The sequence below is a fragment of the Streptomyces sp. NPDC048473 genome (assembly GCF_043200155.1).
Taxonomy (GTDB): domain Bacteria; phylum Actinomycetota; class Actinomycetes; order Streptomycetales; family Streptomycetaceae; genus Streptomyces.
On the sequence record NZ_JBICXE010000003.1, the window covers coordinates 342,686 to 361,367 of the forward strand.

The window sequence follows — 18,682 nt, forward strand, 5'->3', positions numbered from 1 at the left end:
TCCCCGCCCCGGGCCGGCACTTCCACTTCACGAGAGCCGCCTCACGTCATACGCGTGGCCCACTCCTGCACCTTCTTGATCCGCTGCTGGATCTGCCCGGCCGTGGCCTCCGCGCTCGGCGGCCCGCCGCACACCCGCCGCAGCTCGGTGTGGATCACTCCGTGCGGCTTGCCGCTCTGATGTGTGTACGCCGACACCATCGTGTTGAGCTGCTTGCGCAGCCCCAGCAACTGCTTGTGCGTGACCACCGGCCGCGCCTCGGCCGGCTTCTCCAGCAGATCGGCGTCCCCGGCCGGCTTCTGACGGCTGTGCGCGATCTGCCGGGTCTGCCGCTTCTGGAGCAGCAGCTGCACCTGGTCGGGTTCCAGCAGCCCCGGAATCCCCAGGTAGTCCTGCTCCTCCTCGCTCCCGGGGTGTGCCTGCATGCCGAATTCGGCACCGTCGTACAGCACCCGGTCGAAGACCGCGTCGGATTCGAGGGCCTCGAAGGGCAGCTGCTCCTCGGTCTCCTCGTCCTCCAGCTTCTCGGCGTCGGCGAGGAGCTTGTCCTCCTCCGCGAACGGGTTCTCCTCGTCGCTGCCCTTCTTGGGCTTGTCGAGGACGTGGTCCCGTTCGACCTCCATCTCATTGGCGAAGTCGAGGAGCATCGGAATGGTCGGTACGAAGACGGAAGCGGTCTCACCCCGCCTGCGCGAGCGCACAAAACGGCCGACGGCCTGCGCGAAGAAGAGCGGCGTGGAGATCGTGGTGGCGTACACGCCCACGGCGAGGCGCGGCACGTCGACGCCCTCCGACACCATGCGGACCGCGACCATCCAGCGCGATTCGTCCTCGCTGAACTTGTCGATCTTCTTCGACGCGGCCTTCTCGTCGGAGAGGACGACGGTGGCCTTCTCGCCCGTGACCTTCTTCAGGATCTTGGCGTACTCGCGCGCCGATTCCTGATCGGTGGCGATGACGAGCCCACCGGCATCCGGAATGCCCTTGCGCACCTCGGTCAGCCGCTTGTCGGCGGCGCTCAGCACATTGGGGATCCAGTCCCCGGTGGGCGACAGGGCGGTGCGCCAGGCCTGCCCGATGGCGTCCTTGGTCATCGGCTCGCCGAGCCGGGCGGCGATCTCGTCACCGGCCTTGGTGCGCCAGCGCATGTTGCCGCTGTAGCTGAGGAAGATCACGGGCCGGACGACACCGTCGGCGAGCGCGTTGCCGTAACCGTAGGTGTAGTCGGCCGAGGAACGCCGGATGCCGTCGTTGCCCTCCTCGTACGCGACGAAGGGGATCGGGTTGGTGTCGGACCGGAACGGCGTACCGGTGAGCGCGAGCCGTCGCGTCGCCGGGTCGAACGCCTCCTGGCAGGCCTCGCCCCAGGACTTCGAGTCACCGGCATGGTGGATCTCGTCGAGGATCACGAGGGTCTTGCGCTGCTCGCACCGGTTGCGGTGCAGCATCGGCCGGACGCCGACACCCGCGTAGGTGACCGCGACCCCGTGGTACTCCTTGCTCACGGGGCCCGCGCTGTACTCGGGGTCGAGCTTGATCCCTATCCGGGCCGCGGCCTCGGCCCACTGCTTCTTCAGGTGCTCGGTCGGCGCGACGACGGTGACCTGCTGCACCACGTGGTGGTGCAGCAGCCATGACGCGAGGGTCAGCGCGAAGGTGGTCTTCCCCGCGCCGGGGGTGGCGACCGCGAGGAAGTCGCGCGGCTGCTCCTGGATGTACTTCTCCATGGCGCCCTGCTGCCAGGCTCGCAGCTTGCCGGCCGTGCCCCAGGGGGCGCGGCCGGGAAAGGCGGGTGAGAGGTGGTGGGAGGCGGTAGTAGTCACGGTCTCCGGTTCGGGTCTCTCGGGTACGTGGGGCGCTGTCCGTACGGGCCGGGACGGACTCGTACGCGATACGACAACCGGGCCACCTTACCGGGGGGCCGGGCGGAACCCCGTATGAACGAGCGGTGGTTCGGCCCCGCTGAGACCCTCTTCACAGAACAGCGTTACGCGGCGAACCGGGGGAGCCGTTCCGCGGTCCTGGGCATGTCGAGGGCTCCCTGGCACACGTCCAGCACGAACTTCTCGGCCTCCTCGACATCGAAGTCCGCGCTCAGGCGGTGCCCGTTGATGTGCAGGAAGACCCAGGTGGCATACCAGGCGATGCGCTTGTTTCCGTCGACGAGCGCAGGATTGCGCGCCAGGGACTCCATGAGCGCTGCGGCCTTCTGCCACACGTCCGGATAGGCGTCCTGGCCGAACACGCTCGCCTGCGGGCGGGCGAGTGCCGAATCGAGCAGCCCGTAGTCGCGCACCTCGGCGGCCCCGAGGCGCTCGGCGAGGCTGAGCAGCTCGGGAAGTGTCAGGTACTTCATCAGGCAAGCCTCCGGTTGAGCTCCTCACTCACCTTCAGCACGTGGTCCGCAGCCTCGTCGAAGAGGCGCGAGTGTTCGTTTATGGCGGTGATCACCGCGTCGTGGGCGAACGACTGCATGCTCCGCCCCTCCGACTCGGCGCGTGCACGCAGTGCGTCCAGCTCTTCTTCGGTGAACCGCAGATTCAGACCAGCCATGCACGGATGGTGCCGCGTGGTACCACGCGGCACTAAGGCTTTGTCCGCACCCGCGCCGCCACCCACGCCCCCGCCAGCGCCACCCCCGCCATCGGCAGGAAGACCACCGCGAACGCCCCCGGATGAGATCCGGAGGCCCCTGCCTCCGCCGCCCCGTGCACGGCCCCCACCGCACCGCCGCCGAGCGCGGCGAACGCCGCCCCGCCCGCGGCCAGCAGCAGGACGTTCGACAGCCCGTCGGAGATCTGGAGGGCAGCCGAGTTCGCCCCCGCCTCCTCCGGCGCCGACAGCTTCAGCAGCAGCACGCTCGTCGATGCGATCACCATGCCCATGCCGAAGCACCCGACGGCCCAGGCCACGGCCACGATCCACACCGGTACCGCCGCGATCAGCACGGACGGCGCGGCCGCGATCGCCGCGGCGACCAGCACCATGCCGCCCACCATCAGACGCTCCCGGTACGGCTCAAGGCGCGGCCGAGACTGTACGTACGAACCGAGCGCCCAGGTCCCGCCCCCGGCCGCGAGCGAGAGCCCGGCCATCGTCGGGCTCAGCCCGCGCTGGGTCACCAGCATCAGAGGTACGAACGACTCGGCGGCGATGAACGACCCGGCCGCCACCCCGCGCAGCAGCACCACCGAGGGCAGCCCGCGCGCCGCCCGGCCCGTGCCCGGGGGCAGCAGCCCGCGCACCGCGGGAACGAGCAGCCCGAACCCGACGACGGTCGGAAGCAGGGCGAACCAGTTCCGCTCCTGCCCCGCGTACTGGAGCAGCCCGGCCCCCACCGAGATCCCGAGCGCGAGCACGATGCGGCGCCGGTCGTACGGCTCGACGGGCGCCGCGGGATCGGCCGGCCCCGACGCCCGGCGCCGGATCGCGGGCAGCGCGAGCGCCAGCGGGAACACCACCAGCACGGGGATGCCGATGAAGACCCACCGCCACCCCAGGTGCTCGGTCACACTCCCGGCGGCGAGCGGCCCGACGACGGACGGGATCACCCAGCTCGCGGCGAACGCGGCCAGGATCGACGGCTGCAGACGCTTCGGGTAGGCCCGGCTGATCACCACGTACAACGCCACGATCACCAGCCCGCCGCCGAGCCCCTGGACGGCCCGCCCGGCGATGAACATCCACATGCTGCCCGCCGTACCCGACAGCAGCAGCCCCGCCCCGAAGGCACTGATCCCGGCGGCCAGCGGCCCCAGCGGCCCGCGCCGGTCCGCCCACTGCCCGGACAGGACCATGGCGAACAGACTGGTGGTGAAGTACGCGGAGAACGCGAACGCGTAGAGCGGGATGCCGTGCAGCTCCCGGGCGGCGACCGGCATCGCGGTCCCCACGGCCGTCGCCTCGAAGGCGATGAGGAACACGACGGAGACAATGCCGACGCTGAGCGCTCGATAGCTCCGCCCGAGCACCCCTCCGGATCCGGCGGGCGGGACCGGCATCGCCACATCGGCACCGGTACTGGTGTCGGTGTCGGTACCGGCGTCTCGTGGTTCCAGGGCACTCATGAGCCCAAGAGTAAGGGGCAAGATCTCATTTGAACCCTGTCGCAAGGCGGTCCACCGCTGGTCCGTTGGTCGTAGGACCGCGGATCCGATCGTGAACGCGGTATGGCAGTCGCATTGCACCCCGCCCCGCACCCTTGAGCGGCGAGCACACCCGGCCCTACGGTCGACCCACAACGAGGAACACACGGCCGTGTGCCCGAGTGGTTGAGGGACTCGCCTGCAAAGCGAGTTACGCCGGTTCGATTCCGGTCACGGCCTCCAGCGGGAAAATCCGGAAGGGCACGCCCGCCCAGCAAGCGTCATACGTCGCGCTGGGCGGGCATCGGCATTCTTCAGGAACAACCCTGAGCCTTGAGCGCGGACGGTACGAAACCGTTGATGAATTCCTTCAGCGCTTTACGGCGGTCGGCGACATCCTCGGGCACCGGCTTGGATTCGCCGAGTTCGACAAGGACGGCGTACTTCCGCGGGGAACCCTGGTGGACGCACTCCTTCACGGCGAGCGCGAAGCGATCCATGATGCGGGTGCCCCGGTACTGCGCACCGTCCTTCGGTGCGGCGTCCTTCCCCAGCCTGAGGTACCAGTATTCGGGCGCGTTGAAGTCGGGGCGATCCGTTACGTTGGCTTCGAGGGCCCGCTTGAAGGATTCGCCGGTTTCCTTGCACTTGTCGACGATCAGGTCGATCTTCTTCTGCCAGGCTTCGACAGCGGCCCGCTGCTTCCGCAGGGCTTCCGGGTAATCCGGGTCATGGCGGGCACCGGCGTCATCCTCCAGCGGATGCCGTGCCGTCACTTTCCCTTTGGTATCGACATGGATGCCGGCACCCGGGGTCTCGTCGTCGCGGATGCGCACAAGGTCGTCCTGGCCTGCTTGATGGCCGTATGTGCGTCCTCAAGAATGACCTTGACGCCCTTGGCCTCGGCAGCAGCGTCCTTGAACTCTTTCGCAGTCTTGCCGATGAACGCCTTTGTCACTCCGGCATTGGCGCCTTCCCACTCGGCCTTGTCGGCCTTGGCCTTCATGCCGTCAAAGGCATCCTCTGCCGGCCGATCCAGCTGGGTGACCATGTCCGACCATGCGTCCGCCGCCGTCTTGAGCGCGGCGACAGGTGCGTCGACTATGTCCTCATACTTCAGCATGCCCGTTCCCCGTGGATTACTTGAGATAGTCGTTGAGCTCGGACACGGAGATCAGATCGCCACCGACAACCCGGATCACATCGGATCACGCCATCCGTGCAGGGCTCAGGAGTTGGGGGCTGCCACCGCCGCCTGGGGCCTGATGGGGAGGCGGTTTATCGGGCGGCCGGTGGCGGACCGTACCGCTGCGGCCACTGCTGCGGGGGAGGTCACCACGGGGATCGCCGAGGCGGGTTTGGCGCCGAAGGGGGCCACTACGTCGCGTTCTTCGACGAGTTTGACGATGCGAATGTCGGGTGCGTCCAGGGCGGTCGGCAGCGCGTAGCCGGTGAGGTCGGGGTGGCGGATCAGGCCGCGGGCGCTGCGGAGGTTCTCGGTGAGGGCGGCGCCGATGCCCTGGGTGATGCCCGCCTCGATACGGGTCGCCAGCTGGGACGGGTTGAGGACCCGGCCGACGTCCTGGGCGATCGCCATCTCCACGACCCGTACGGAGCCGAGTTCGATGTCGACGTCCACCACCGCGCGGATCGCGCAGAAGGCGAGGCCGACGAAGGCATCGCCCTGGCCCGACTCGTCCAGGGGTTCGGTCGGGTGGGGGCGGCACTGGGCGGTGGCCCAGAGTTCCTTGCCGTCCATCGCCTCCGTGACCGTCGTGGACAGCACCCCGTCGTACGAGGTGATCTTGCCGTCGGCGATCTGTAGCAGCTCCGTGGACATGCCGAACTTGTGGGCCAGGGGCTGGAGAAGCTGCGTACGGACCATCTTGGCGGCGCGTTCCACCGCTCCGGCCGAGACCCAGGTGTGGCGGCCGTGCGTGGCCGGGCCGGCCGGAGGCTGGTCGGTGTCGACGGACGCTACGTGGACCTCTTCGATGCCCAGGGTCTCCTGGACGACCTGGCGGGCGAGGGTCGAGAAGCCCTGGCCCGTTTCGACCGCGGCGCAGATGACCGTGGCGATGCCGTCGTGGACCCTGACCGTGGCCGTGGAGACCTCGTCGGCGCCCTCCGCCCCGAGCATGTGGACCATGCCGAGCGCATAGCCGACCCCTCGGCGCACCGCACCGGGTTCGCCCGCACCCTCCGGGCCGCCGGGCAGCAGCCAGTCGTCCTCCGGAGCGTCCTTGGGGAGGGCGGGGAGGGGGAAGTCCCGTACGGATTCCAGGAGTTCGGATACTGGTGCCGGGCAGGTCACCGTCTGGCCGGTGGGGAGGATGTCGCCGGTGGACAAGGCGTTGCGCAGGCGCAGCTCGGCCGGGTCGATGCCCAGCTTGGCGGCCAGCTTGTCCATCTGGCCCTCGTACGCCGCGCAGACCTGCATCGCACCCTCGCCACGCACATGGCCGGACGGCGGGTTGTTCGTACGGACCGCCCAGCCCTCGATGAAGGCGTGCGGGACGACGTACGGGCCGCAGGCGAACGCGACCGCCGCGGCCAGCGACTCGGACGAGGCGTCGGCGTACGCGCCCGCGTCGAGCAGGATCTGTGCCTCGACCTTCACCAGCCGGCCCTCGGCGTCCGCGTGGTGGCGGTAGCGGAGCAGGGTCGGGTGGCGGTGGGCGTGGCCGAGGAAGGACTCCTCGCGGGTGGCGGCCAGTTTGACCGGGCAGCCGGTGCGCAGCGCGAGCAGGCCCAGCGGGAGCTGGAAGCCGGGGTCCTCGCGGTCGCCGGTCGCGCCGGGGACGCCGGTGACGACGACCTTCACCCGGTCCGGTTCGAGGCCGAAGCAGGCGGCGGCGAGATCGCGGTCGGTGTGCGGGTCGGTGGAGGCGGTGTAGATCTCCACGCCGCCGTCGGGGCGGGGCACGGCGAGTCCGGCCTCGGCACCGATCGGGGCCGGGTCCTGACGGCCGATGCGGTACAGGCCCTCGACGATGACCTCGCCGGTGACATCCGGGTCGCCGTAGCGCAGCGGGATGTGGCGGATCAGATTGCCGTCGGGGTGCAGCGGTTCGGCGGCGAAGGCCCTCTCCGGGTCGGTGACCGGTTCGAGGACCTCGTACTCGACGGCGATGGCCGCGGCGGCGAGCCGGGCCGTGTCGGGGTGGTCGGCGGCGACCGCGGCGATCGGCTCGCCGTGGTGGCGCACCAGGTCGGAGGCGAAGACGGGGCGGTCGACGACCCTGCGCCCGTACGCGCCCTCCCCGGGGATGTCCTCGTGCGTGACGACGGCCCGTACCCCCGGCATCTCGACGGCGGCCGAGGTGTCGATGGACAGGATGCGGGCGTGCGGGTGCGGGGAGCGGAGGACGGCCGCCCACAGCAGGCCCTCGGCCCAGAGGTCGGCGGCGTACGGGAAGGTGCCCTCGGTCTTGGCACGCGCGTCGGCGGGCGGGAGGGAGACGCCGAGGCCGAGTGCGGGCGGCTCGGTGTCGGGGCCTTCGGCCGACGGGGTGGTGATCCGTGTGCTGGTCGCGTTGGCAGCGGTGGCTGCGTCGTTGCTCACGCCATGCCTCCGTCCTGCGGGTGCGGCTGGACGCTACCGGCGCCGGGAGCCGCCTGGTGCGGGATGCGGGCCTCGTCGGACTCCGGGGACGAGGAGTCCGACGAGGCGTGGTCGGTGATTGCCTCGCGGCCCGCGATGACCTCGTTCACGGCGTCGAGGACGCCCCGGTAGCCGGAGCAGCGGCAGAGGTTGCCGCAGAGCGCCTGACGCGTCTCCAGTTCGCTGGGGGCGTGGTTGCCCTCCAGGAGGTCGTGGACGGTCATGGCCATGCCGGGGATGCAGAAGCCGCACTGGACGGCGCCGCACTTGGCGAGGGCGCGCTGGACGTCCGACGGCTCGCCGTCCACGGCCAGGCCCTCGACCGTACGGACCTCACTGCCTGCCGCGGTCGCCGCGGGTACCAGGCAGGAGGCGACCAGACGGCCGTCCACCTGGACGTTGCAGGCACCGCACTCGCCCTGCGAGCAGCCGTCCTTGGCACCGGCGAGACCGAGGCGCTCGCGGAGCACGTAGAGGAGCGACTCGCCGATCCAGGCGTCGGTGACGGGGCGGTCGGCGCCGTTCACATGCAGGACGTAGGAGGCGGCGGGGTGCTCGCTGGGGACGGATAGGGGTTGGGCTTCGAGGGGCTGGGCTTCGAGCGGTGGCGCGTCGGGCGCCGTGTCCGGTTCCGCGTCGGGTGCCGTGTCGGGCGGCGGCTCTGCCGGATGGTGCTCGGGCGTGGCCTCCACCGGGTGATCGGCCGCGCTGTCCGCCGCCGGAGCGGTGTCGGGGGTCGGGATCTGTGCGAGGTCCACCCCGAGAACGGGCGTGTCTCCGGCAGCGGGTACGGGGCCGTCCTCGACGGCGGCGGGCGTCTCCGGTGCTGCCTCGGGGGCCTGGAGGGTGTCCTCGTAAGTCACGGAAGACGTCACGGAAGACGCCTCGGAGGGCTGTGCCGCAGGCGCGAAATCGGCTTCCGGCGCGTGCTCCGGCTCGATGTCCGCGCCGGGGTCCGGTCCCACCGCGGGCTCGGGCTCGGGCTCCGCGACCGGCTGCTGAGTCGCCCACGGAGCGGGCGCACCGCCCGGCAGCGTGGCGGGAGGAGTCCGGTCCGCGTACCACTGGGAGGCCAGAGCCGAGGCCGCGAACTCGCCGGACTCCTCCGGGAGGTCACCATCGGCCACCGGAATCGTCCACTGGCCGGTGTGGCCGGGCTGAACGGTGTGGCCGGTGTAGCCGGCCGGACCGCTGTGGTCAACATGGCCGGCGTGGTCCGCGTGACCGCCGAACTCGGTGGACTCGGTGAAGTTCCACTGGCCCGTCGCGGCCGACGTCTCCCGGTACTGCTCCTGCTGCGGGTACTCGTACTCGTACTGCGGCTGCTGCGGCTGCTGGTTCGGGTCCGGCCAGTGCACCGCGTCGGGTGCCGGCTGCTCCGCTCCCGTAGCCCGCTCCTGCTGGTTCTGCGTCTGCACGACCCAGCTGCCCGTGGCCGCCGGGTCGAGCCCGGCCGCAGGGGTCAGCGGCAGAATCATCGGCGGTACGTAGCCCTGGCCGGGCGCTGCCAGCGGGATGTTCGCCAGGTCCTCCGGCGGCAGGTGGACGAAGGCCGTCGCCTCGGCGTCGTACTCGCCGCCCTGCGGCGTCGGCTGCCAGCCCCCGTGCTGCGGCTGCTCCCGCTGCCCGTGCTGATCGTTGTGGTCCTCGTTGCTCACGACAGTGCCCTCCCCAGCGCGCGTCGGGCCAGCGCGGCGACGGTCCGCCGCAGATGCAGTACGGCGGGGGGCAGCGGTGGTGCCTCTCCCCCGTCGGCGGACGGTGCCTGGTCCGGGATGCAGGCCGCGGCGACGTACTCGCCGAAGGCGGCCAGCGCGTCGGGGGCCAGGCCCCGTTCGCCGTCCCAGTCGATCAGTGAGGCGATCCAGCGTTCGGCCTCCAGCGGCCGCAGCGGCATCGGCGCGATGGCGCCGACCGCGCAGCGCACCCCGCGCCGGGCCGGGTCGAGGACGATCGCGACGGATGCAGTGGCGCGGCCGGGGCCGGTGCGGCCGGTGGCCTTCAGGAAGACCTGGGGGGCATGCAGCAGCGGTACGCGGACGAAGCCGATCAGTTCGGCGGGTTCGAGCATGTCGCGGCCGGCCAGCAGGTGCGAGACCGGGATCTCGCGGCGGGCGCCGCCGGGGCCCGCGATGACGAGCTCGGCCTCCAGCGCGGCGAGCACCGGCAGGGCGTCGCCGGTCGGGGCGGCGGTGGCGATGTTGCCGCCGAGTGTTCCGGCGTTACGGATCTGGGGCGGGCCCGCGGCGCGCGCGGACGCGGCCAGGGCGGGGATGAGCGCGGCGAAGTCGGGCCGTCCCATGCGCGCGTGGGTGAGTCCGGCGCCGAGCAGGGCGTGGCCGTCCTGGTAGTGCCAGCCGCGGAGCTCGCTGATCCGGCCGAGGCCGACCAGCCCCGAGGGGCGCAGCAGCCCCTTGTTGACGGCCGACATCAGGTCTGTACCGCCTGCCACAGGAACGGCGGCGGGCATGGCGCCCAGTGCCGCCACGGCCTCGTCGAGCGAGGCCGGCAGCGTCACGGACTGCGTCGCCTGCGGTGCGTGCGTGGTCAACCCAGCTGCCCCTTCCCGGTGTCCCGGCTGTCCGGCTTGTTTCGCCGTACGGTACGTGCTCAAAGCCTGGACGTGGCAACTCTGGCACATCTTCCGACCGGCCCGACGCGAGGGTCCGCGAAGGGTGTATCCGTCCCCGACCAGGGGGATGATCCCGATTCGCCCTACTTCGGCGCAGAGCGCGAATTGCCACTCTTCGGCGAGCCTTGTACGGCTTGTTCCGGTCCGGCGGGGGCACGTTCCGGTCCGGGGGAGGCGCGTTCCGGTCCGGCGGGGGCACGTTCCGGTCCGGGGGAGGCGCGTTCCGGTCCGGGGGAGGCGCGTTCCGGTCCGGCGGGGGCACGTTCCGGTCCGGGGGAGGCGCGTTCCGGTCCGGCGGGGGCACGTTCCGGTCCCGCGGAGGCGCGTTCCGGTCCGGGGGAGGCACGTTCCGGTCCCGCGGGGCGCGTTACTGGGAACGACTGCCGGCCGTCACACTCCCGGGGAGGGTGACGGCCGGACCCGGAGTGCGGCCGGGATCACACGTTCGGGGGCGCTCCCTCAAGGGGGCGTCCGAGGACGCCGGGGCGCTGCTGCCGGGGCAACGGGCCGCTCGGCGGCCGGTAGTCGACACCGAGCGCGTCAAGTCGGGCGTAGTGCGTGGTCATTCGGCGTTCGAAGTCGGCGAAGTCCCGGTCGGCGGAGGCGGGCAGGGGCGACCAGGCGACCTCCGCGAATGCCGCCAGGCGCGGGAAGACCTGGTAGTCGACGCGGGCCCGGTTCTGCATGACCTCGGTCCAGACATTGGCCTGGGTGCCGAGGATGTGACGGGCCGCCTCCTCGGAAAGGCCCGCAGGTACGGGTTCGAAGCGGTAGACGTCCTCCAGGGTGCGGATGAAGCCGATGGGCATCGGCTCGTCGGCGCCGCCGTCCTGACGGTGGTCCAGGTACACGTGCTGTTCCGGGCACATCACCACGTCGTGGCCGGCCTCGGCGGCGGCGATGCCTCCCCCGTAACCCCGCCAGGACGACACGGCGGCGCCCGCCGGGAGGCCGCCTTCGAGGATCTCGTCCCAGCCGATGAGCCGGCGTCCGCGTGCGGTGAGCCAGGTGTCGAAGTGCCGGATGATCCAGGACTGCAGCTCGTCCTCGTTGGCCAGGCCGAATTCGTCGATCCGGGCCTGGGCCGCCTGGGACTCCTTCCACTGGTCCTTGCGGCACTCGTCGCCGCCGATGTGGATGAACGGCGAGGTGGCGGCGGGGAAGAGGTCGAGGACCTCTTCGAGGACGCCCTCGAAGAAGCGCAGGGTGTTGTCAGTGGGGGCGAGTACGTTCGAGTTGATGCCCCAGGTGTCCCAGACGGAGAGGGTGGTGGTGTCGATGACGTCGGTGTTGCCCAGTTCGGGGTACGCGGCGATGGCGGCCTGCGAGTGGCCCGGGATGTCGATCTCGGGGACGACCCGGATATGCCGCTCGGCGGCGTACGCGACGATCTCGCGGATGTCGTCCTGCGTGTAGTAGCCGCCGTGCGGGGTCTCGTCCCACAGCTCGGAAGCCCGGTGACCGTGCTTGGTACGGGACCGCCAGGAGCCGACCTCGGTCAGCCGGGGGTGGCGCTTGATCTCGATGCGCCAGCCCTGGTCGTCGGTGAGGTGGAAGTGGAAGACATTCAGCTTGTGCGCGGCGAGGAGGTCGAGATAGCGCAGGACGTCGTCCTTGGGCAGGAAGTGCCGCGCCACATCGAGCATCATGCCGCGCCAGGGGAAGCGCGGGTGGTCCTCGATGTCCGTGAAGGGGATGGCGGGCCTGCTGCCGGGGCTGATGGGCGCGCGGCGGAAGGCTTCGGGGCCCAGGAGCTGACGGAAGGTCTGCGCGCCCCAGAAGACTCCGGCGGGGCTTCCTCCGGTGATCTCGACACTCTGGCCGGACCCGGTGCCCAGTCGGTAGCCCTCGGGTTCCAGAGCCGGGTCGATGCGCAGCCGGATGGTGTTCGCTGCGTCCTCGCCGCCCGGTGCGAGCGGCAGGCCGAAGGCGGCTCCGAGCGTGGAGCGCAGCCAGCGTTCGGTGTTCTCGGTGCCCCGGGCCGCCGCAATGGTGGTGGAGGGGTCCAGCAGGAATCCGGCCCGCCCCTCGTCACCGATATCGGCGGACTCACCGGAGTCACCGACGTGCACGGGTGCCGGGATCAGTTCCGTTTCCATGTCCATGCCCCTGTCCATGACGTCAGTCCTTTACCGCTCCGCCCAGTCCCGAGACCAGGCGGCGCTGTACGAGTACGAAGAAGACCAGCACGGGAATGGTCATCACCGTCGAGGCTGCCATGATCCCTCCCCAGTCGTTCTCGTCGGGTTCGAAGAAGACCAGCAGCGCCATCGGGAGCGTCGACTGGGAGGTGTCGCTGATGATGAACGACTTCGCGAACAGGAAGTCGTTCCAGGTCGAGATGAACGAGAAGACGCTGGTCGCCACCAGACCGGGGAAGACCAGCGGGGAAGAGGATCTGCCACAGGAAGCGCGTGCGGCTCGCGCCGTCGATGCAGAGCGGCAGCCTCGGCGGCCAGCCGGCCGGGCCGGCCGGCGGATGCGCAGTCGCCGACCGGAATCGGGCCTTGAAGGCCGGGGCGTCGGCCCGGCCCTCCCAGCTGTTGATCCACGCCCGGTGGTACGTCTTCAGCACCGCCTGGGCGGCCTGCGCCGGGAGCACCGCAAGCCGGTCGATTCCTTGCGGGCCTCGCGGATCGCGGCGTCCGCCGCCGCGAGAGATCTGCGGTGCCTGGGAAGCATGGTCCACCGGTCATGCAGGAGATTCCACGTGGCGCGTGCGGCGCGCGCCTGGTCGTCCATGAGCAGGACTTGCGCAGGGGTCAGCGCAAGCCGGGCACGATGCCCGAACTGCCGCTTCACCCCTGCCTGTTCGCTCATGAACACGAAACCAACACTGGTCTACGACACTCCGACGAACCCGAACACCAACGCCCGGAACCGCCTCAGCCGTGACCGCGACCTGCACGTTCACATGACCACTACCGCCAGAAACCATCGAGATGTGATCACTCCCATCATGCCGACGCGACGCGATACAAGGAGATCAACCAGGAAGTCCGAGGACGACGAGCGCGGCAGACCAGCATCACGCCCAGGGCATACGAAAAAGCCCCCGGGGCGCGCATCAACGCGCGCCCCGGGGGCCCGAAGCAATGGTGGCCGAACGGCTCCGGACTACTTCTTGTCCTTGCCGCCCTTGCCCTTGTCCTTGTCGCCGCCGGCGCCCATGGACTCGTAGATCTCCTTGCACATGGGACAGACCGGATACTTCTTCGGGTCGCGACCCGGTACCCAGACCTTCCCGCACAGTGCGACCACGGGGGTGCCCTCCAGGGCACTCGCCATGATCTTGTCCTTCTGGACGTAATGGGCGTAGCGCTCGTGGTCGCCGTCGCCGTTCGACACCTGCGGCGTCGGCTCTACGAGGGTCCCCGTACCTGCCCCGCGCTCGGGCTCAAGAGTGCTCATAACCGCCAAGGGTACTGAAAGCCCGGAGCATCAGTTCAGCGAAGGGTCGTCCGGATACGTGGCGATCATCGCCAGTTCGCTGCGCTGGCGGCGCAGGACCGCTCGCCAGAGGTGTTCGGGGCGCGGGGAGGAGACGTCTCCGGGCTCGGACTCGACGACGTACCAGGCCCCCTCGGTCAGTTCCGTCTCCAGCTGTCCGGGGCCCCAGCCGGCGTACCCGGCGAAGATCCGCAGCGAGCCGAGCGCCGCTGCCAGCAGCTCCGGCGGGGCCTCCAGGTCCACCAGGCCGATCGCCCCGTACACCCGGCGCCAGCCGAGCGGGCCCTCGTCGCCGGGGATGACGGCCACACCGAGCGCCGAGTCGAGCGAGACCGGGCCGCCCTGGAAGACGACGTCGGGTTCGCCGGTCAGGCCGGCCCAGGACGTGAGGATGTCGCCGACGCCGACCGGGGTCGGGCGGTTCAGGACCACGCCGAGTGAGCCCTCCTCGTCGTGGTCGAGGAGCAGCACCACCGCGCGGTCGAAATTCGGGTCCGCCAGGGCGGGTGTGGCCACGAGCAGTCGCCCTGTGAGCGAGGACACCTCGGTCATGGCAGAAATGATCCCGCATCTTCGCCCTCTGCGGGGACCATGTGGGCCGCCCGGTCGGTCAGGGCGCCCGAGCGCAGCTCAGGGCGCACGGATGCACGGGGAGCGCACCACCCGGAAGGCAATGCGGACGGTAACCCTCCGCAAGAGTCGGGGTGCAGAGCGTGTTGTGGCGAATTCATGACGTTCGCGCGTCCCCCGTTCTCTTACGGAAGGGGGGTGGTGGGCCATTACCCTTTCGTTTGGCCCCCTGCCCGACCACTCCGGAACGCGAGATTCATGACCGGCACAGACGATGTCCTGCTTGTCCACGGCGGAACCCCGCTGGAGGGCGAGATCCGCGTCAGAGGCGCCAAGAACCTGGTGCCGAAGGCAATGGTCGCCGCGCTGCTCGGCAGCGGGCCCAGCCGGCTGCGCAATGTGCCCGACATCCGCGACGTGCGGGTGGTACGGGGGCTGCTGCAGCTGCACGGTGTGACGGTCCGGCCCGGTGACGAACCGGGCGAGCTCGTCCTGGACCCGACCTATGTAGAGAGCGCCAACGTCGCCGACATCGATGCCCACGCGGGCTCGTCGCGCATCCCGATCCTCTTCTGCGGCCCGCTGCTGCACCGGCTGGGTCATGCATTCATCCCGGGGCTCGGCGGCTGTGACATCGGCGGCCGGCCGATCGACTTCCACTTCGACGTGCTGCGGCAGTTCGGCGCGACCATCGAGAAGCGGGCGGACGGCCAGTATCTGGAGGCCCCGCAGCGGCTGCGCGGCACGAAGATCCGGCTGCCGTACCCGTCGGTGGGCTCCACCGAGCAGGTACTGCTGACGGCCGTGCTCGCCGAGGGCGTCACCGAGTTGTCCAACGCGGCCGTGGAGCCGGAGATCGAGGACCTCATCTGCGTACTGCAGAAGATGGGCGCGATCATCTCGATGGACACCGACCGGACGATCCGGATCACCGGTGTCGACCGGCTGGACGGTTATACGCACCGGGCGATCCCGGACCGCCTGGAGGCGGCCTCCTGGGCATCCGCGGCGCTGGCCACCGAGGGCAACATCTACGTACGGGGCGCACAGCAGCGCTCGATGATGACGTTCCTGAACACCTTCCGCCGGGTCGGCGGCGCGTTCGAGATCGACGACGAGGGCATCCGCTTCTGGCACCCGGGCGGCGCGCTGAACGCCATCGCCCTGGAGACGGACGTGCACCCCGGCTTCCAGACCGACTGGCAGCAGCCGCTGGTCGTGGCCCTGACGCAGGCCTCGGGCCTGTCCATCGTCCACGAGACGGTGTACGAGTCCCGGCTCGGCTTCACCTCCGCGCTCAACCAGATGGGCGCGCACATCCAGCTCTACCGCGAGTGCCTGGGCGGCTCCGACTGCCGCTTCGGTCAGCGCAACTTCCTGCACTCCGCGGTCGTCTCCGGGCCGACGAAGCTGCAGGGCGCGGATCTGGTCATCCCGGACCTGCGCGGCGGTTTCTCGTACCTGATCGCGGCGCTGGCGGCGCAGGGCACGTCGCGGGTACACGGCATCGATCTGATCAACCGCGGCTACGAGAACTTCATGGACAAGCTGGAGAAGCTCGGCGCGAAGGTGGAGCTGCCGGGCGGGGCGCTGGTCTGAGGGTCCTGGCCCGAGGGTTGGCGCCGGTCTGAGGCGTGGCGCCTGACGGTTGCTGACGGGGGTTCGGGGCGCTGCCCCCGGGCCCCCGTTCGCCGTTTCCCGTTCGCGGGAGGGGCCCGGGTCCGTACCCTCTGATCCGTAATAGCGGCAGAAGCCCAGAAACGGGCCCTCTGGGGCCGGTACGCAGAAGGGCGGTCACCCTGGTCGGGTGACCGCCCTTCGTCGCGCCTGTGGGGCTTACTTGCCCTTGGCGGCTTACTTGCCCTTGGCGGCTTCCTTGAGCTTGGAGCCCGCGGAGACCTTCACGCTGTAGCCGGCCGGGATGTTGATCGGGTCGCCGGTCTGCGGGTTACGAGCGGTGCGAGCGGCACGGTGGGTGCGCTCGAAGGTCAGGAAGCCGGGGATGGTGACCTTCTCGTCGCCCTTGGCGACGATCTCACCGACGGTCTCGGCGAGCGCGGCCAGCACGGCGTCGGCGTCCTTGCGAGTCACCTCGGCGCGGTCGGCCAGGGCGGCCACCAGCTCACTGCGGTTCATGTTGTTACTCCCGTGTTCTTCTTGCCTGTGAGGCGTGAGATCGAAGCCGATGCTGCCAGGGCCCTCGGACAGTCCCCGGACCCGGGTCTGTCGTCAGACCCTCGCGCCCGATTACGCATCCTGCCCCCACCTGCGGCGGGAAAGCCAATCCGGCACCCTCCGGAGTCACACGAAAAGCGCCACTGCCTCGTCGTGGTGACGTTCCGTCGACTCCCCGAAAGCGGTCCGCAGCGGATGCGGGGCTCTGCGGGACGCGCCGCCCGCCCACCCTAAAGGGGCGTTTGGGGCGCCGCGACCCGCGACGCGCCGTAGCTCAAGCCAACGTGGGGCCCGTCACAGCGCCGCTCGCCGCCTTCGCGGCGTCCCGGACGGCGCCGGCGACCGCTCCCGCGACCTTGTCGTTGAAGACCGACGGGATGATGTAGTTCGCGTTCACCTCGTCCTCGGCGACGACATCGGCGAGGGCGCCCGCCGCGGCCAGCATCATCTCCGTGTTGACGGTGCGGGACTGCGCGTCCAGCAGGCCGCGGAAGACGCCCGGGAAGACCAGCACGTTGTTGATCTGGTTCGGGAAGTCGGAGCGGCCGGTGGCGACAACTGCCGCCGTCTGGCGGGCGATTGCCGGGTCGACTTCGGGGTCCGGGTTCGCGAGCGCGAACACGATCGCATCGTCCGCCATGGCGGCGACATCGGTGCCGTCCAGCACGTTCGGAGCGGAGACGCCGATGAAGACGTCGGCGCCCACGACAGCCTGCTTGAGGGTGCCGGTGATGGACTCGGGGTTGGTGTTGTCGGCGATCCAGCGCAGCGGCGAGTCGGCGTCGGCGGAGACCAGGTCCTCGCGGCCCGCGTGCACCACACCGTGGATGTCGGCGACGACGGCGTGCTTGACGCCCGCGGCGATGAGGAGCTTCAGGATGGCCGTACCGGCCGCTCCGGCGCCGGACATGACGACCCGTACGTCCCCGATTCCCTTGGCCACCACGCGCAGTGCGTTGGTCAGCGCGGCCAGGACCACGATCGCGGTGCCGTGCTGGTCGTCGTGGAAGACGGGGATGTCCAGGGCCTCGCGCAGCCGTGCCTCGATCTCGAAGCAGCGGGGTGCGGAGATGTCCTCCAGGTTGATGCCCGCGAAGCCGGGGGCGATCGCCTTGACGATCTCGACGATGGCGTCGGTGTCCTGGGTGTCCAGGCAGATCGGCCAGGCGTCGATGCCGGCGAACCGCTTGAAGAGGGCCGCCTTGCCCTCCATCACGGGGAGGGCGGCCATCGGTCCGATGTTGCCGAGGCCGAGCACCGCGGAGCCGTCCGTCACAACTGCGACGGAGTTGCGCTTGATCGTGAGGCGGCGGGCGTCCTCGGGGTTCTCGGCGATCGCCATGCAGACCCGGGCCACACCCGGGGTGTAGATCATCGAGAGGTCGTCACGGTTGCGGATGGGGTGCTTGGACGCCATCTCGATCTTGCCGCCGAGGTGCATCAGGAACGTACGGTCGGAAACCTTGCCGAGCACGACACCCTCGATGCCGCGCAGGTTTTCGACGATCTCGTCCGCGTGCGCGGTGGAGGTGGCGGCGATGGTGACGTCGATCCGCAGCTTCTCGTGGCCGGAGGCGGTCACATCGAGGCCGGTGACCGAACCGCCGGAGGACTCCACGGCCGTGGTCAGCTGGGAGACCGCTGTGCCGCTCGCGGGCACCTCCAGCCTGACCGTCATCGAGTACGAGACGCTGGGCGCCGTTGCCATGGCCGAGTCCTTCGCTTTCCTTAGCTTCATTGCCGCGCGGCCGGGGCGCTCGCCTCGGACACGCTTCCCGATCGTCGCACCTACTGGCTGGTAGCCGGTAATGACTGCCACGTTTCGGAAAGTATTTTCCACCATACGAGAGATGACTGCTTCAGCGGAACCCCCAACCGCTCCCGGCCGGGGCCGACCGGGGCGGGAAGCAGCCAGGTCCGTAAGGAAGCTGCCAGGTCCGTAAACAAGAACAGACCCGCGCCACCGGAAGGTGACGCGGGTCTGTCTTCTTGTTCAAGCGGCACCGACCCGCCATGCTCGCCTCGCGGCAAGTGGTCGCTCGAAGCGACGAAGGTTGGGCCCGGGGGCTTGGATCGAGCCGGTGCCGACACCAGGCTAACAAAGACCCCGCAGAAGTGATTCCCGCAGGGCAGATCGGTTCAAAAATCTGTCCCGACGGCGGTACC

General features: G+C 70.2%; 14 protein-coding genes, 1 tRNA gene and 2 pseudogenes. 2 read left to right on the top strand and 15 right to left on the bottom strand.

Going from position 1 to position 18,682, the window contains the following annotated elements; genetic code table 11:
* Positions 1-41: 41 nt before the first annotated feature.
* The 4 genes from ACGFU7_RS08000 to ACGFU7_RS08015 form a co-directional block, all read right to left on the bottom strand.
* The gene (locus ACGFU7_RS08000; protein ID WP_393693429.1) at positions 42-1,823 is read right to left on the bottom strand and encodes a DEAD/DEAH box helicase; all 1,782 of its coding nucleotides are present in this window, start codon (positions 1,821-1,823) and stop codon (positions 42-44) included.
* A 164-nt stretch (positions 1,824-1,987) separates the two neighbouring features.
* Positions 1,988-2,356 (bottom strand): type II toxin-antitoxin system death-on-curing family toxin, encoded by a 369-nt coding sequence (locus ACGFU7_RS08005; protein WP_393693431.1) that lies wholly within the window; start codon positions 2,354-2,356, stop codon positions 1,988-1,990.
* A complete protein-coding gene (locus ACGFU7_RS08010) occupies positions 2,356-2,553 on the bottom strand; it encodes an Arc family DNA-binding protein (RefSeq protein ID WP_383973851.1) in 198 nt (65 codons plus the stop codon). The genes ACGFU7_RS08005 and ACGFU7_RS08010 overlap by 1 nt, the downstream gene beginning before the upstream one ends.
* Positions 2,554-2,585: 32 nt before the next feature.
* Complete coding sequence (locus ACGFU7_RS08015) at positions 2,586-4,067, bottom strand: MFS transporter (protein ID WP_393693433.1); 1,482 nt, start codon at positions 4,065-4,067, stop codon at positions 2,586-2,588.
* A gap of 186 nt (positions 4,068-4,253) precedes the next feature.
* Here ACGFU7_RS08015 and ACGFU7_RS08020 point away from each other — a divergent pair.
* A tRNA-Cys gene (locus tag ACGFU7_RS08020) sits at positions 4,254-4,328 on the top strand.
* A gap of 323 nt (positions 4,329-4,651) precedes the next feature.
* Here ACGFU7_RS08020 and ACGFU7_RS08025 read toward each other — a convergent pair.
* From ACGFU7_RS08025 to ACGFU7_RS08065, 9 genes and pseudogenes are all read right to left on the bottom strand, one after another.
* Positions 4,652-5,208 (bottom strand): annotated as a pseudogene (locus tag ACGFU7_RS08025) (hypothetical protein); the annotation flags it as partial.
* 105 nt (positions 5,209-5,313) lie between these two features.
* Complete coding sequence (locus tag ACGFU7_RS08030; RefSeq protein WP_393693435.1) at positions 5,314-7,650, bottom strand: xanthine dehydrogenase family protein molybdopterin-binding subunit; 2,337 nt, start codon at positions 7,648-7,650, stop codon at positions 5,314-5,316.
* Complete coding sequence (locus tag ACGFU7_RS08035) at positions 7,647-9,347, bottom strand: 2Fe-2S iron-sulfur cluster-binding protein (protein ID WP_393693437.1); 1,701 nt, start codon at positions 9,345-9,347, stop codon at positions 7,647-7,649. Before ACGFU7_RS08035 ends, ACGFU7_RS08030 begins: the two co-directional genes overlap by 4 nt.
* Positions 9,344-10,240, bottom strand: coding sequence for an FAD binding domain-containing protein (locus ACGFU7_RS08040; protein ID WP_393693439.1), 897 nt, complete (start codon positions 10,238-10,240; stop codon positions 9,344-9,346). Before ACGFU7_RS08040 ends, ACGFU7_RS08035 begins: the two co-directional genes overlap by 4 nt.
* Positions 10,241-10,758: 518 nt before the next feature.
* Positions 10,759-12,420, bottom strand: coding sequence for a beta-N-acetylhexosaminidase (locus ACGFU7_RS08045; protein ID WP_393693583.1), 1,662 nt, complete (start codon positions 12,418-12,420; stop codon positions 10,759-10,761).
* Between the two features lie 22 nt (positions 12,421-12,442).
* Positions 12,443-12,755: pseudogene (locus tag ACGFU7_RS08050) on the bottom strand (ABC transporter permease subunit); the annotation flags it as partial.
* Between the two features lie 134 nt (positions 12,756-12,889).
* Positions 12,890-13,141, bottom strand: a complete 252-nt coding sequence (locus ACGFU7_RS08055; RefSeq protein ID WP_393693588.1) for a hypothetical protein — start codon at positions 13,139-13,141, stop codon at positions 12,890-12,892.
* A 297-nt stretch (positions 13,142-13,438) separates the two neighbouring features.
* The gene (locus tag ACGFU7_RS08060; protein ID WP_072484142.1) at positions 13,439-13,732 is read right to left on the bottom strand and encodes a DUF3039 domain-containing protein; all 294 of its coding nucleotides are present in this window, start codon (positions 13,730-13,732) and stop codon (positions 13,439-13,441) included.
* Positions 13,733-13,762: 30 nt separating this feature from the next.
* Complete coding sequence (locus ACGFU7_RS08065) at positions 13,763-14,323, bottom strand: YqgE/AlgH family protein (RefSeq protein WP_124723250.1); 561 nt, start codon at positions 14,321-14,323, stop codon at positions 13,763-13,765.
* A gap of 276 nt (positions 14,324-14,599) precedes the next feature.
* On the opposite strand from ACGFU7_RS08065, the gene murA reads away from it, so the two are divergent.
* The gene (gene murA, locus ACGFU7_RS08070) at positions 14,600-15,940 is read left to right on the top strand and encodes a UDP-N-acetylglucosamine 1-carboxyvinyltransferase (protein ID WP_393693441.1); all 1,341 of its coding nucleotides are present in this window, start codon (positions 14,600-14,602) and stop codon (positions 15,938-15,940) included.
* A 255-nt stretch (positions 15,941-16,195) separates the two neighbouring features.
* On the opposite strand, the gene ACGFU7_RS08075 is transcribed toward murA, so the two are convergent.
* Together ACGFU7_RS08075 and ACGFU7_RS08080 are read right to left on the bottom strand one after the other, a co-directional pair.
* Positions 16,196-16,477, bottom strand: a complete 282-nt coding sequence (locus ACGFU7_RS08075) for an HU family DNA-binding protein (RefSeq protein WP_003968811.1) — start codon at positions 16,475-16,477, stop codon at positions 16,196-16,198.
* A gap of 313 nt (positions 16,478-16,790) precedes the next feature.
* Positions 16,791-18,224, bottom strand: coding sequence for an NAD-dependent malic enzyme (locus ACGFU7_RS08080; RefSeq protein WP_393693443.1), 1,434 nt, complete (start codon positions 18,222-18,224; stop codon positions 16,791-16,793).
* Between the last annotated feature and the right edge of the window lie 458 nt (positions 18,225-18,682).

Coding starts and splice junctions, on each gene's coding strand:
- ACGFU7_RS08045 (WP_393693583.1), bottom strand. CDS start 12,420: ATGGAAACGGAACTGATCCCGGCACCCGTGCACGTCGGTGACTCCGGT.
- ACGFU7_RS08015 (WP_393693433.1), bottom strand. CDS start 4,067: ATGAGTGCCCTGGAACCACGAGACGCCGGTACCGACACCGACACCAGT.
- ACGFU7_RS08060 (WP_072484142.1), bottom strand. CDS start 13,732: ATGAGCACTCTTGAGCCCGAGCGCGGGGCAGGTACGGGGACCCTCGTA.
- ACGFU7_RS08065 (WP_124723250.1), bottom strand. CDS start 14,323: ATGACCGAGGTGTCCTCGCTCACAGGGCGACTGCTCGTGGCCACACCC.
- ACGFU7_RS08010 (WP_383973851.1), bottom strand. CDS start 2,553: ATGGCTGGTCTGAATCTGCGGTTCACCGAAGAAGAGCTGGACGCACTG.
- ACGFU7_RS08005 (WP_393693431.1), bottom strand. CDS start 2,356: ATGAAGTACCTGACACTTCCCGAGCTGCTCAGCCTCGCCGAGCGCCTC.
- ACGFU7_RS08055 (WP_393693588.1), bottom strand. CDS start 13,141: ATGAGCGAACAGGCAGGGGTGAAGCGGCAGTTCGGGCATCGTGCCCGG.
- ACGFU7_RS08075 (WP_003968811.1), bottom strand. CDS start 16,477: ATGAACCGCAGTGAGCTGGTGGCCGCCCTGGCCGACCGCGCCGAGGTG.
- ACGFU7_RS08080 (WP_393693443.1), bottom strand. CDS start 18,224: ATGGCAACGGCGCCCAGCGTCTCGTACTCGATGACGGTCAGGCTGGAG.
- murA (WP_393693441.1), top strand. CDS start 14,600: ATGACCGGCACAGACGATGTCCTGCTTGTCCACGGCGGAACCCCGCTG.